Origin of the sequence: Halorubrum persicum (assembly GCF_002727125.1) — an archaeon.
Lineage (GTDB): Archaea > Halobacteriota > Halobacteria > Halobacteriales > Haloferacaceae > Halorubrum > Halorubrum persicum.
This window is the reverse complement of record NZ_NHOA01000022.1, coordinates 1-13,495: the sequence shown is the minus strand read 5'-3', so window position 1 is coordinate 13,495 and position 13,495 is coordinate 1. Positions and strand designations below refer to the sequence as shown.

The following is a 13,495-nucleotide window of genomic DNA, read 5'->3' as shown; positions in this document are numbered from 1 at the left end:
GCGACGAAGTTCCCCTCCAGCGCGTAGATGGCCCACGTCAGTTGGAGCCCGACCAGCTCGGAGACCGTCTGGAGGGGAACTTCGTCGCGTGGATACAGGCGACGTTCGGCTCCCCGCAGCTGACGATGTACTTCTCGTCGGTGTACGTGTACGGGTACGTGTTCCTGGTCGCGTTCCCGTTCCTCGCGTACCTGGCCCTGCCGCGGACGACGACGGTGAAGCGGCTCATCGTCGCGTACGCGCTCAACTACGGGATCGGGCTCGTGTTGTACACGGTCGTGTTCGCGTACGGCCCGCGAAACGTCATGCCCGACATGGTGACCTCGCTGCTGTTCACACACAACCCGGAGTTCATGGCGCTGACGAGCGAGGTGAACGAACCCACGAACGTCTTCCCCTCGCTGCACACGTCGCTGTCGGTGACCGTCGGAGCGTTCGCGGTCCTGACCCGCCGGGAGTATCCGCTGTGGACGCCGATCGCCGCGTGGCTGGCGACCTCCGTGGTGATCGCGACGATGTATCTCGGGATCCACTGGCTCACCGACGTGATCGGCGGGACGGCGCTGGCGCTCGGCGCGGTGTACCTATCGTATCAGATCGTGGACGGCGAGGAGCGCCGAGACGAGAGCGGAGTAGGCAGAGAGGGGAGGCGGCGTCGCTGAAACGACTACCCCTCGACGAGCCGTTCGAGCTGCTCCGGCGGCACCGCGCCGCGCGCGGCGTGGCCGTCGTACGCGAACGTCGGGACGCCGGTGACCCCGCGCTCCCGCGCCGCGGTGAACAGGTCCGTAACGCGGTCGCGGAGGTCGTCGTCCGCGAGCGCCTCGTCGACGACGGCGGGGTCGAGCCCCTCCACGTCCGCTGCGATGTCGGCGAGCACCGCGCGGTCCCCGATGTCGCGGCCGTCCTGCCAGAGCGCCGCGAATATCGCCTCGTCGAAGGCGAGCCACGAGTCGGGCGCGGTCTCCCGCACGTGCACGGAGACGACCTGTGCCGGGAGCGAGTCAACGTCGGTCCGGAGCTCCTGGGCCATCTCGGCGTCGTACTCGTCCTGTAGGCGGCGGACGTTCTCGCGCGCCTGCTCGTAGTACTCCTCGTCTTTCCCGTTGTCGGCGGTGTCGTCGATCTCGCCGTCCGGACCGCGCTGGCCCGCCCGGAGGTCGAACGGGTGCCAGTCGATCGCGAGCGGCTCCGCCCGCGTCTCCTGATACCGCGCGAGCGACTGCCGGCCGAGGTAGCAGAACGGACAGACGTAGTCGGAGTAGACGGTGATCGACTCCGTCTCGTCCGGAGCCGGCTCCTCCGCGCCGTCCGCGGCGTCGGTGTTCGACATACCGCCGTTTCGACCGCGAGAGGCAAAGGCCGTTCGGCGGCGGCGATCGCCACAGTTTTTCATAACTAGGTGGTACCACCTGAGCATGACGCCCGCACGTGATCCCGTTTCGCCGCCCGTCGCGCTCGCGATCGCCGGCAGCGACGCCGGCGGCGGCGCGGGGATACAGGCCGACCTGAAGGCGATGACCGCACACGGCGTTTTCGGCGCGTCGGTCGTGACGGCGACGACCGCACAGAACACCCGCGGCGTCCGGGACGTGCACGCGGTGCCGTCGGCGCACGTCGCGAGCCAGTGTGACGCCGTCTTCGACGACTTCGACGTGGGTGCGGTCAAGACCGGGATGCTGGCCACGGCCGAGACGGTCGAGACGGTGACCGGCGTGGTCGAGGGGGGCGAGGCCCCGCTCGTGGTGGACCCGGTGATGGTCGCGGCGAGCGGCGACCGCCTGCTGTCGCCGGACGCGGAAGCCGCCTACGAGGAACTGATCGGGGCGGCGACGCTCGTCACGCCGAACGCCGACGAGGCCGAGGTGCTGGTCGACGCCCCGGTGGAGACCCCGACCGACGCCGAACGCGCGGGGAGGGAACTGGTCGCGACGGGCGCCGACGCCGCGCTGGTGAAGGGCGGTCACATCGGCGACGGGGCGCGCGTGACCGACACGCTCGTGATCGGGCCCGACGGAGGCGGGGACGGAACGGTCGACCCCGATTCGACGACCGCGCGCCGCTTCGAGAACCCCCGCGTCGCGACCGACGCAACCCACGGCTCCGGGTGCGCGCTGTCGAGCGCGATCGCCGCGCGGCTGGCACGCGGCGAGCCCCTCACGACGGCGGTCGCCGACGCGGTCGACCGGATGGGCGCCGCGATCCGGCGCGGCTACGACGTTGGGACGGGCCCCGGCGCGGTGAACCCGACCGCGTTCGACGGGGGGTCGTAGCGGTCTCCCGCGCGATCAGGGGACGGTGAGCGGCGTACTCAGATGACGGTGAGCGGTACCATCAGCAGGACGCCGAGCGCGATCCCGCCGGCGAGCACCGCTTTCCCGCCGCCGGGCAGGTCGCGGCCGGTGTCGAGCGCTTCGGGGATGAACTCGGAGAGGACGAGGTAGATCATCGCGCCCGCCGCGAAGCCGAAGCCGTACGGGAGGAACTCGCGGGCGTAGCGGACGAACGCGAACGCCACGACCGCGCCGATCGGCTGGGGGAGACTGGAGAACACCGCCCACCACACCATCTTCCACTTCGAGACCCCCATCGCCCGCAGCGGGATGGAGATGGCGGTCCCCTCGGGGACGTTGTGGATCGAGATCGCGAGGGTCATGAACACCGCTAAGAGCGGCACCGTGAAGCCGAGCAGCTGGGTTCCGCCCTCCAGTCCGAGATCCGCGAAGGAGACGCCGACCGCGATCCCCTCCGGGAAGCTGTGAACCGTCAGCACCCCGAGGATCAACACGAGCTTCTTGAAGTCAGCCTCCTCGTACTCCCTCGGATCGATCTCGGCGTCCACCAGCACGTCGTGGGCGAGGATGACGAGAGCGATCCCGGCGAACATGCCGATCCCGATCTCCGCGGGCGTCCCCTCGGCGAGCCCCTCGTCGACGAGCCCGAACAACGAGGCCGCGAGCATGATTCCGGAGGCGAACCCCCACAGCGCCACGTTGCCGCGGTCGCTGATCGAGTCGAAAAAGAAGAACGGGAGCGCGCCGACGCCCGTCGCCAGCGCCGTGACGAGTCCCGCGACGAAGACGAACCCCAACGCGTCGAGCGCGACCATACGTTCGGTAGTTCGATCGGCTGGCACTTAATAATCGTGAATCGACTACGCAAGACCGCGGAGAAAACCGAAAATGAGAGACAGCAGGACCAGCAGGGCCAACAGCAGCAGTACCGCCAGCTTCGTTCCGATCGGAGGCTGACGAGAACGCAGCCACGGACACCGGCTCTCCGCGGGGCCCCGTGGTCGAATCGGGGGGTGCACCGTCACACCTCACTCGGGGACAGCGGTGGAAGACCGACCGACCGATCGGCGCCGATACTCGTCGATCCGAGGGCGTCGACGCCGATCGACGGGGAGATGTTGGCGGTCGCGTTCCCCGCGGGTGCCGACTCCGTCGGTTCCGGATCGTCCGGGTCCGTGGGGTTCGCCGCTTCCGGCGGTGCCTCGTTTTCCGATGGCGTCTCAGCTTCGGGCTGGGTCTCCGCTTCCGGCGACGGCGTCTCGTCTTTCGGTGCCGGAGCGTCGGCGCTCGGTCCCTTCTCGGCTTCCGGCGGCGTCTCGTCTTCCGGTGGCGTCTCTGCTTCCAGTGGTGCCTCCGCTTCCGGTGGTGCCTCCGCTTCCGGTGGTGCCTCCGCTTCCGGTGGTGCCTCCTCTACCAGCGGCGGATCGCCCGACTCGGAGACGTTCTCCGGTCCAGAAACGTTCTCCGAGCCAGAGACGTTCTCCAGTCCGGTGACGTTCTCGATCCCCTCCACGGGGGCCGTCTCCTTCGCAACGTCCGTCTCGTTCCCGCCCGGAGCGGTCACGTCGGCGACATCGCCACCGGACGAGTCATCGATCTCGGCGAGATCGTCGACCGCCTCGAAGGTCGTCGTCACGTTAACATTTGACGTGAGAACGGCGACGGTGACCCCGCCGCCGAACGCGACTCCCCAGACCAACACGACGAGGGCGAGGACGCTGACGAGACCGCGGTTCGCGGCCATCAGTTCCCCTCCCCGGCGCCGTCGGATTGCGCTGGCACTGCGGTCGGCGCGGTCGGCGGAGGCGTCCCCGACCCGTCAGCCGCTGCGGTGGGGTCGGCGTCGCCGTCATCGACGCGCTCTGTCACGTCGGGAGCCTCCCAATCGGCACCGGTTGTGGGGGGCGACGGGGCGGCGCCTCCGTGATTCGGGTCGGACGCGCCGTCGTCTGCGGCCGGCTCCGAGGGCGATTCGCCGCGATCGAGGACGCCGCTGGCCGGGAGCCACGCCGCGAGCGCACCGAGCAGGAGCGTCGACGCCCCCACCGCGACCGCGATCGCGGCGGCGGTGCGAAGTTGGAACGCGACGTAGACGGCGTACGGGGCGAACACGACGAGCACTCCCACCGCCCCGCCGACGGCGTCGACGGAGACGCCGCCGGACCCGCCTGCGGTGGACGCGTCCGCCGGCAGCCCGGACTCGGTCGGCTCCGCGTCTGGCTCCGTAGTCGGCTCTTCGTCCGGCTCCGTGGTCGGCTCCGCGATGGACTCCTCGGCCGACGAGACCGGCGCCGCCGCGTCATCGCGGCCGCGGACGATCGACCAGACCTCCGTGACGGCGAGCAGCCCGAACGGAAGCAACACCAGCGTCACGAACCCGACTCGCGTGCCCGCGAACTGGATCACGTATCCGATGTACGGGATCGTCAACATCACCGCGCCGACGAGGCTCACCGCGGGGACGAGGCCGGGATCCGGTCCCTCGTTTGCGTCGCCCATCGTCTCGAACGCGAGCGCGCCGCCCTCGTCGACGACGCCGATCACGCGGTGCGTCACCGGCACGTCGCTCGTGCCGCGAGCGAACGTGATCACGTCGCCTTCGACGATCGACGTCGGGTCGCGCTCGTCGACGATAACCACGTCGCCCGGCGCGATGGCGGGCGTCATGCTCGCCGTGAGCACGACGAAGCTCACGTCGGCGCCGACGACTTCCGGGACCGCGTACACCGCGAACGGGACGACGAGCGCGATCAGCAGGACGACCCCGAGTACGTTCGCCGCGCGTTTCGTCCGTGGTGATGTGAGCAGTTGGATCATCAGTTCTCCTCCGTCCCGCAAATCGGCTGGCCGTCCGTCGTCGTCGCGTCGGTGACTTCGAACAGGTCACCGTCGCCGAATCGCATTCCGACCGCGAGCGGCTCCGAGCAGCTCACGTGAAGCGACGTCGGGCTCCCGCCGTCAACCGTAATATCGATCTCTGGACCGAGCTTGTCGGAAGTGCCGGCGTTGCCGTTGTTCCCGTTCCCGTTCCCGTTTCCGTTGCCGTTGTTCCCGTTCCCTCCCCGAATCACGTCGCTGCCGAACAGCGTGAACTCCCCGTCGGGGGCGACCGTGCCGTCGAAGAGGGTGCCGCCGGTGTTCCCCTTCGCCGAGACGACGGTGATCGACGCGTCGTCGTCACCGCGGTAGCGGATGTCGAGCGACGCGAGCGAGACGTTCCCGTCGTCACAGACGGCGCACTCGCTCGAACTGCCGTCGTCGCCATCGCCGTCGTCGTCGTCACCGTCGCCGGAACAGACGGAGAGGAGGATGTGGCTGATCTCAGAGGGGGTGCCGCTGGAGTTCGGGGGTGCAAGCAGGATGTCACCGGTCTCGGGGGCGGCCGGGTCGATATCGTAGGGGTTGGCGTCTGGCCCTCCCTTGACTTCGACGGTGCAGAGGTCCGGCCCGCGGGTACCGTCGGCGGCGCGGAGGACGAACGCGGCGCCGATCGCCTCGTCGCCGTCCTTGGTCTCGACCGCGGTGATCTCGATCTCGTGTGCGCTCGTCCTCGGGGGGAGGTCGACCACCGGAAGGACATCTCCGACCGCGAGTGCGGCGTCGGTGCCGTTCACCTTCCCGAACTCGACGCACGCGGGGCAGTCGTCGTCCGGCTCCCCGCATCCCCCGACGAAGGGGTTCGACCCCGCGGCGTCGGCCTCGGAAACGTGGCGGCACTGCTCGGCGTACAGCCGAACGGTCAGGTCGGTCGCCTCGCCGGCGACAGCGTCGGGCGCGTCGGCCGGGAGGTACGGGTACACCTTGACGACGATCGGGCCGTCGTCGGGAGCGAGACAGCCGGCGTCGATCCGGAGGCCAGTCGCGAGCAGGCGTTTGGCCTCGTCAAGGGGGCGGTAGCCGTCCGTCACGGAGTCGCCGTCGACGACGATGTCCACTTCGAGGACCGCCTCGAGGGGGTCGCCGCTCGGACAGCGAGTCGCGAGCCACACCCGCACGGGGTTCGCCGACGCCTCGATATCGAACCGCTCGGGGGTCGGTCTGTCGTCGGAGCGGCGCCGATTAACCGCGAACGGGCCGAGGGAGACGGTCCCGTCGGTGGGCTCTCCGTCGACCGTCAGCCCGACCTCGCCGGCGCCGAAGACGTTGTCCGGGAACGTCTCTCGGTCCGTGAGATACGCGCCCGTTCCGATCCCGCTCGCCATGCCGATGGCACCGACGCCGCCGATCCCGGCGAGCAGTCGGCGACGGCTCAGTCCGCTCGGGCGCCCGGCGTCGTCTCCCTCGGAAGTCATAGCGGCTCCTCCGTGCCGTCGGATGGCCCGTCGCCCGTGTCGCCGCCCATCTCGAAGGGATTGCCCTCGGCGGCGCAGTCGTCTGCGAGGAACTTCACGTCGAAGTCGACGGCACCGCCTTGGCCGGCGTTGCCGCCTTCGTCGTCGAACTCCCACGCGACGATCAGACAGTGCTGGCCGTCGGTCGAGAGACAGCCGTTGTCGAAGCGTCCGGGGTTGAGTTCGATCCCGGTCGCCAGCGCGGAGCCGTCGAGCGACGCGAGCGTGCCGGACGCGATCGGCTCGCCGTAGCCGGCGAAGCCGCTCTCGGCCCCGCCACAGCCACCGATCCCGAGAATTCCGGTGTCGTACCGGACATCGAGCGAGATGCGGTCGGCGAGCGCGGCGCTCGCCGGGTCGTTTGTGTCGAAGCTGGGGACGATCTGCAACCACACCCGAACGCCGTCCGGTGCGGTGTCCGCGGGGTCGTCGAGCCGGAGCCCGACGCTCGCGGTCCCGGTGTCACCCGGGAGCGCGTTGCCGACGTCGACGAGCCGGATCCCGTCGCTCCGCACCTCGTCTTCGGCGTCCGACGGGCTCGAACCGACGATCGTTCCGTTCTCCGTGCGCCGCCAGCCGACGAGGAGGTCCCAGGGAGTGTCCGTCTGGGCGTACGTGTACTGCGAGTACCCGGTCCAGCTGTCCGTGCCCGTCGACCGTCCGGAGGCGGCACCGAGGGCCGCGAAGCCGACGGCTCCGATGCCCGCGAGCGCCTTTCGTCGGGTGAGTTTCGATTCCTTTTGAGTCATTGTGTGTCGTTGCGGCTCCGGACGGCCGTGTCGTCGATACCCTTCCTACTCTCACCTGGCCCGTATGTATGCGCGCCCTACCCGGCTGGAACGACGGTCGTACCCGAGAGTACGGATACCATACCCCGTCGCTGTCGTCCGATCCGATACCCGACCTGCTACGGTCGGCCGTTCGCCGGACCGACGCAGACCGGCGTATCAGGCCGGCAGATCCGGACCGGTGCCGTCGTTGTGCCGCGACTGCTCGGTGTAGAACCCGAGATCGAAGGCAAGCGTGTCGCCTTGAACCTCGTTGCCCACGTCGAACGGGAGCTCCCACGAGAGCGCGACGCAGTGCATCACACCGTTGCCCTCGAACGGATCACGGGTCGGGTGGTCGGGGTCGTCGCCGAGTTCGTCGTACGGCGTCGCGCGGTTGCCGTCGAGCGGGACGCCGTTCCCGTCGGCGAGCGCCGCGAGGATGTTACCGAGCGAGTCGTCCATGATCACCTTCTCTTGGACCGTCTGTGCCGCGAGGTTGCCGAATACGGTCGGGATGTTGAGCGGGTCGTCGACGTCGTTGAAGAACGTCGGATCACCGCCCGCCCCGCCGGCGGGGCCGGCCATCGCCTGGAGCGTGCTCGCGCTGCCGTCGACGTTGATCGTGTACACGTCAGTCGCGGGGTTCGGTGACGCCGCCCGCGCGTCGGTCGCGGCGCCAGTCGGCGACGAGAAGGTGGTACTGCCGGTCCCGTTGAACGACTCGCCGTCCGAGAGGACGATGTTCCGCTTCGCCGCGCTGGGGCGGCCGTTCGCGTCGAGATCGGCCTGCGCATCGTCGATGCCCTCACCGATGTACGTGCCCGTTGCGATGCCGCTCGCGTTCGCGAACGGGTTCGGGTCGCCGTCGCCGTCTCCCGGCGACGAGGGCTGGCTGCCGGTCACCACGTCCGCGAGCTTCTGCCGGAGGCCCGACAGCGCGGCGTCGACGAGCGAGAGGTCGCTCGTCAGAGACTGAATGACGCCCGTCCGCGGCACGGTGTCGTCGCTGCCCTCGCCGTCGAAGTACGTGACGCCGACCTGGACGTCCGACGCCTGCGACTGGAGGTAGTCGACGAACTGCCGCGTGCCGAGCTCGACGAGGTCTATCTTCGTCGTCTCGGCGTAGGTGCTCCCGCTGACCGCGATGTCGTCGTCGCTGACCACGCCGCCGTACTGGTCGTACAGCATCGACCCCGAGAAGTCGAGCGTGAGCATGATGTCGACCGGCTCCGCGGGGTCGTACACGTTGTCGCAGTCCTCGTCGTACCAGAGCTTCGCCTGAATGGCGTCGCCGAGGTCGCCGACTCCTGCGTCCTGAAGGAGCGACTCGGGCTCGGTGAACGTCCCACCGTCGTCGCTGACGTTGCCCGCCTGCATCCAGATGTAGCCGGGGTTGTCACAGAGGTGGAGCGAGAAGGTGATCTCGCCGGAGTCGCCGGGCTTCACGTCGGTGAGCTGGACGAGAGATCCCATCTCCTCGCCCGTGACGGGGTCCGTCCCGAAGTCCGCCTCCTCTAGCGGCGGGATGTTCTCGCAGTCCAGCACCGGGAGGTTCGCCCCGTTGCTGTCCTCGTCCTCCTCGTCCGGGAAGTCGCTGTAGCGGAACACCTCGCCGTCGATCTCGACCGACTGCTCGCCGTCGCCGTCGTGGTCGGGATGCGCGCTGACGAACTGGTCGCCCTCGCCGAAGTCGTACGTCTGCTGCCAGTCGACGAGCAGGTCGAGCTGGCCGGCTGTGAGGGTGTTGCCGTCGAACGACTCGGTGTCGTTGAAGTACGCCGTCGTGCCGAGGCCCGCCCCGGCGGAGGCGACGCCGACCGCCCCGAGGCCGGCGAGGAGTTTGCGTCGCGAGAGGTCGAATGTGCCGATGTTGTCTTTATCTGCCATGATTGTGATTCCCCGAAGGGAGTCCCACCGACGGAGTCGAACCGTCGCACGCCGGTGTGGGAGTGGTTACGGTCGGCGCGCGAGCGCCGAGAGCGATTACTCGACGCTGATGTCGAAGGCGACGCCCTCCTCGCTGCCGGAGTAGTCGCCCTGAAGCGAGACAGTCACGTCGCCACTGATGGTGAACGCGTTCGCGACGTCCGCGGCGTCGGTGTCGAACACGAGGTAGGTGATGTCGCGGTCGGCGCCGTCGTTGGTCGCCGAGATCGCGTCGGGACCGCTGAGGGCGGTCGGGGCGCCGTTCAGGTCCAGTGAGAGGTTCGCGACGGAGACGGTCGCCTCGTCGGCCTTCGTCGTGATCGCGAGTTTACCGCTCGGGGCGGGGATCGCGCTTCCGACGTTCACGCCGTCGAGGGTGAACGAGGCGTTCCCACTGCCGTTGTAGGTGTAGCTGAACGGGACGGTGGTTCCGGAGCTCCAGACGTAGTTCTCCGTGTCAGCGCTCCCGACGTCGGGGCCGACCGCGACTTCCCACGAGCCCGAGGAGCCGTTGTTCCCGAAGCGCCCGCGGGCGAAGGAGGTCTCCTGCTGGGTGGCGAACTCCTCCTGCTTGGCGAAGCCCTCGCCGGTCCGGGTCGTGATGCTCGGGACGCACGGGTTCGCCGTGCCGTCGTTGTGGCGCGACTGGACCGCGTGGAACTCGAAGTTCATCGTCAGCGAATCCGTCTGGATCTCGTTGCCGACCCCCGTCGGGATCTCCCAGAACAGGCAGACGCACGGGCCGGTGATGTACGACTCGCCCTCCTCGGGCTCGACGACCTCGGAGTACTCCGCCTGGTCGCCGGGGGTCATGCCGGCCATTCCCATCCCGTCAAGGGGAACGCCGCCGGTGATCGCCGCGATGACGTCGACGAGCGAGCCGGAGACGAGCTCTTCGCCCTCAACGAAGTCGCCCGCTTCGTCGCGCTCGCAGAAGACGAGCCGCGCGTTGATGGCGTCGCCGAGCTCGCCGAGGTCGGGGGTGTCGTCGACCGACATCTCGGGTTCGGACATCCCGTTCTCCGCCTGCGAGAGGTCACCGCACGCCCACATGTACGAGGGGTTGTCCACGATCCGGAAGCAGAACTCGACGTGGCCCGAGTCGCCGGGCTTCACGTCGTCGAGGTCGTAGAACATCCCCGCCGGGGTGCCGTCCTGCTTGCCGGCCGCCGTCTCGGCCTGATTCACGACCGTCCCGTCGCTGTCGTACGAGGCCTCGTAGTCGACGAACAGGTCGAGCGAGCCCGCCGTCAGCGTGTTACCCTCGAAGGATTCGGTGTCGTTGAAGTACGCCGTGGTGCCGAGGCCCGCGCCCGCGGAGGCCACACCGACCGCTCCGAGTCCGACCAGCATCTTGCGCCGCGATAGTCCGATTTTGTCGTCGTTCATGATGTGTTGTCCCCAGTGGGGAACGCCCGGAGGCGGTCGCGAACCGCCGCGTCGGCCACCCGAAGGTGCCGAACCGGGAGCCGGGCACGTCGCCCGGGGGCGAGCGGGGTCTCCCCGCCCGAAGTCTCGTGTCTAGCTCGAGTTGCCGACGCTGGTGCTGTTCGCCTCAGTTCCGTTGAACGCCACCTGCGGGTCGTCGTTGTGCCGCGACTGCTCGGCGTAGACAGCGAGGTCGAAGCTCACGGAGTCGGTCTGGATCTCGTTGCCGACCTCGGCCGGGAGCGTCCACTCGAAGCCGATGCACTGCGTGGTGGCACCGGGGTACGGCTGTCGGCCTTCCTCCTGGCGGTTGCCGTCGAGGGCGACGCCCTCGGCGAGTTCAGCGAAGACATCGGTCATCGTGCCGCAGGCGATCTCCTGTTCGCCCGCGAGGACGATCTGCGCGATCTCGGCGTAGACGGTGTCGAGGTCGGCCGGGTCGGGCGCGATAAACGCGTCACCGGGATTGGACGCGATGCTGTTCTCGAGGTAGGACGTCGCGGCACCCGAGCCAAGCGCGATAGTGAAGATGCGGATGCCCGCGTTCTTCGCCGTCGTCGCCTCACCCGCTGCCGCGTTCGGGTCACTCGGCTGGCCGTCAGTGAGAACGATCATCACCTTCGACGCGCCGGGCGTCGCGTTCGTACCGGACAGGAGTTCGGTGGATCCAGTAGAGATTCCATCCTCCATGTCCGTCCCGCCGCCCGCGGTGTACAGGTCGATGGCGTCCTTGACGGACTGGTAGTTCGTCGTGAGCTCCTGGTCGAGGGTCGCTCCGTCGGAGAACGAGATAGCCGCTGCCTCGTCGGGGCTGGAGAGGTTGTCGACGAAGTCCTTCGCGGCGGACTGCAGGTCGCCGATCTCCTGGCTCATCGAACCCGAGACATCGCTGACGAGGGCGACCTCCAGTTCGTTCTGTTCGCCCGTGCCCGTGGGCTCGTACACGTTGTCGCAGTCCTCGTCGTACCAGACGCAGACCTCGATGGCGTTGGCGAGCTCGCCGATGCCGTCGGTGTCCTCGCCTTCGTCCGCCATCTCGGGCTCGGACTGGCCGTTCTCCAGGTTCTCCGTGATATCGCCCGCGAGGTACACGTACGCGGGGTTGTCACAGATGTGGAGGCTGATCGTCACCTCGCCGGAGTCGCCGGGCTTCACGTCGTCGAGCGTGAACACCGGGATCCCGTCGCCGTTGACGAGGAACTCGTCCATCTCATCCGAACAGAAGTCGATCTCGCCGGTCACGTAGTCCTCCCAGCTCTGTCCCTCTCCGGGCGCGGGCGTCTGGTCGAGCAGGTACCGCCCGTCGCCGAGGTCCGCCGCGTCCGGGTAGCCCATGTCGACGACATCGTCGAGGCGGCCGGGGCCACCGAGGTACGTCGACTTGTAGTCCAGCTTCAGGTCCAGCTCGCCCGCGGTGAGCGTGTTGCCCTCGAACGCCTCCGTGTCGTTGAAGTACGCCGTGGTGCCGAGTCCCGCGCCCGCGGACGCAACGCCGACGGCCCCGAGGCCGGCGAGCAGCTTGCGCCGCGAGAGTCCGATGGTGTCGTTTGTGTCCGGGTTCATGGTTCTCGCCGACTCGCCCCCGTCCGCGGTGGTCAGACCGAATCGGTTACTTCTCCCTCCGAGGGATACCCTCCTAGTTACGCGCTCCCATGTCACCGCCCCACGAAGAGTTCGATCCGTCAAACGGGGCGTTGGATTCGATCGAGCGACCGGTTCTCGCGGTCAAACGCTACGTTCGATCGGCGGTCCGGAGCCCCTACTCGAGGCAAAAACGGCGGTAACACGGCCGTACTTCGAGCCGAGAAGTCGGTACGGATGCCGTGCCGTGTCGGCTGTGGCACGAATCGCGGCCGAAACCGGAGCGGCGACGTGGATCGGGGCGCAGTCGACCGGTTTGTCGACACGCGCCTCCATCGGGGAACACCCAAACCGGGTCCACCGTCGGGCCCACCGTCGGAGTAACGGGCGCATACATATCCCCTCAAGGGAAGATGTAGCGCCAACGACCGATCGCCGTGCCGTGCGGGATCACCGAGCTCACACCCATGAAACTCAGAACAGACGTGCTCCCGGCGGAACAGGTGTACGCCATCCTCGCGAACGAACGCCGTCGGCGCGCCCTCGAGCAGCTCGGCGGCATCGGCGGCGTCGTGACGGTCCACGAGCTGTCGGCGCTGGTGGCGGGGCAGGAGACCGGCGAGAGCCCGCCGCCGAAGCGCTGTCGCGAGAGCGTGTACACGTCGCTCGTACAGACGCACCTGCCGAAGCTGGAGGAGCTCGGCGTGATCGAGTACGACCGGGGGACCCAGACGATCGAGATGTCGCGCCACGCGCGGGACGTGGCGCTGTACACCGAGGTGGTCGCAAGCGTCGGCGTCACGTGGTCGGAGCTGTACCGCGCGCTGGGCGTCGCGTCGCTGACGGTCCTGCTCGCGGCGCTGCTCGGCGTCCCCCTCGTCTCCGCGGTCGACCCGGTCCTGCTGACGAGTCTCGCGCTCGCGCTGTTCGCCGTCGCGAGCGCCTATCAGCTGTGGATCAATCGGTTCTCGGTGTTCCGGCAGCTCCGAGTCGGACGAGGCGGCGCCCCCGGTCGACGACGAGGCTGAGGCGGCTGCGGCGAACCCGGGATACGGCGGACCCGCTGTTTTCGCGACCGCGGATACAAGCTCGAGGCAAGACCCCGCCTGAGGAGTGAAACGGATGGCAAAAACCCGCGGTCGTGACGCCGACCGACACCTGCGAG

Annotated in this window: 12 protein-coding genes; 3 read left to right on the top strand and 9 right to left on the bottom strand. The window is 68.7% G+C overall.

What is annotated here, in order from left to right:
- Window positions 1–662: phosphatase PAP2 family protein (locus DJ69_RS03640; RefSeq protein WP_144050375.1), on the top strand; the 662-nt coding region annotated here is incomplete at its 5' end.
- Window positions 663–667: 5 nt separating this feature from the next.
- Here DJ69_RS03640 and DJ69_RS03635 read toward each other — a convergent pair.
- Complete coding sequence (locus DJ69_RS03635; RefSeq protein WP_099254348.1) at window positions 668–1,333, bottom strand: DsbA family oxidoreductase; 666 nt, start codon at window positions 1,331–1,333, stop codon at window positions 668–670.
- A gap of 85 nt (window positions 1,334–1,418) precedes the next feature.
- On the opposite strand from DJ69_RS03635, the gene thiD reads away from it, so the two are divergent.
- The gene (thiD, locus tag DJ69_RS03630) at window positions 1,419–2,273 is read left to right on the top strand and encodes a bifunctional hydroxymethylpyrimidine kinase/phosphomethylpyrimidine kinase (RefSeq protein WP_099254347.1); all 855 of its coding nucleotides are present in this window, start codon (window positions 1,419–1,421) and stop codon (window positions 2,271–2,273) included.
- Between the two features lie 38 nt (window positions 2,274–2,311).
- Here thiD and DJ69_RS03625 read toward each other — a convergent pair whose 3' ends face one another.
- From DJ69_RS03625 to DJ69_RS03590, 8 genes are all read right to left on the bottom strand, one after another.
- Window positions 2,312–3,109 carry a ZIP family metal transporter gene (locus DJ69_RS03625; RefSeq protein WP_099254346.1) on the bottom strand — a complete coding sequence of 266 codons (798 nt, stop codon included), beginning with the start codon at window positions 3,107–3,109 and terminating at the stop codon, window positions 2,312–2,314.
- Window positions 3,110–3,315: 206 nt separating this feature from the next.
- Window positions 3,316–4,038 (bottom strand): hypothetical protein, encoded by a 723-nt coding sequence (locus DJ69_RS03620; protein WP_099254345.1) that lies wholly within the window; start codon window positions 4,036–4,038, stop codon window positions 3,316–3,318.
- Window positions 4,038–5,111 (bottom strand): signal peptidase I, encoded by a 1,074-nt coding sequence (locus DJ69_RS03615; RefSeq protein WP_099254344.1) that lies wholly within the window; start codon window positions 5,109–5,111, stop codon window positions 4,038–4,040. The genes DJ69_RS03620 and DJ69_RS03615 overlap by 1 nt, the downstream gene beginning before the upstream one ends.
- Window positions 5,111–6,586: a DUF7467 domain-containing protein gene (locus tag DJ69_RS03610; RefSeq protein ID WP_099254343.1), complete on the bottom strand. Its 1,476-nt coding sequence runs from the start codon at window positions 6,584–6,586 to the stop codon at window positions 5,111–5,113. Before DJ69_RS03610 ends, DJ69_RS03615 begins: the two co-directional genes overlap by 1 nt.
- On the bottom strand, window positions 6,583–7,374 hold the full coding sequence (locus DJ69_RS03605) for a hypothetical protein (protein WP_099254342.1): 792 nt from the start codon (window positions 7,372–7,374) through the stop codon (window positions 6,583–6,585). Before DJ69_RS03605 ends, DJ69_RS03610 begins: the two co-directional genes overlap by 4 nt.
- 198 nt (window positions 7,375–7,572) lie before the next feature.
- Complete coding sequence (locus DJ69_RS03600) at window positions 7,573–9,282, bottom strand: SipW-dependent-type signal peptide-containing protein (RefSeq protein WP_099254341.1); 1,710 nt, start codon at window positions 9,280–9,282, stop codon at window positions 7,573–7,575.
- Between the two features lie 96 nt (window positions 9,283–9,378).
- Window positions 9,379–10,710, bottom strand: a complete 1,332-nt coding sequence (locus tag DJ69_RS03595) for a choice-of-anchor W domain-containing protein (RefSeq protein WP_099254340.1) — start codon at window positions 10,708–10,710, stop codon at window positions 9,379–9,381.
- A 132-nt stretch (window positions 10,711–10,842) separates the two neighbouring features.
- Window positions 10,843–12,312 carry a vWA domain-containing protein gene (locus DJ69_RS03590; RefSeq protein ID WP_099254339.1) on the bottom strand — a complete coding sequence of 490 codons (1,470 nt, stop codon included), beginning with the start codon at window positions 12,310–12,312 and terminating at the stop codon, window positions 10,843–10,845.
- Between the two features lie 485 nt (window positions 12,313–12,797).
- Between DJ69_RS03590 and DJ69_RS03585 the strand changes: the two genes are divergently transcribed.
- A complete protein-coding gene (locus DJ69_RS03585; RefSeq protein WP_099254338.1) occupies window positions 12,798–13,358 on the top strand; it encodes a DUF7344 domain-containing protein in 561 nt (186 codons plus the stop codon).
- Window positions 13,359–13,495 lie beyond the last annotated feature (137 nt).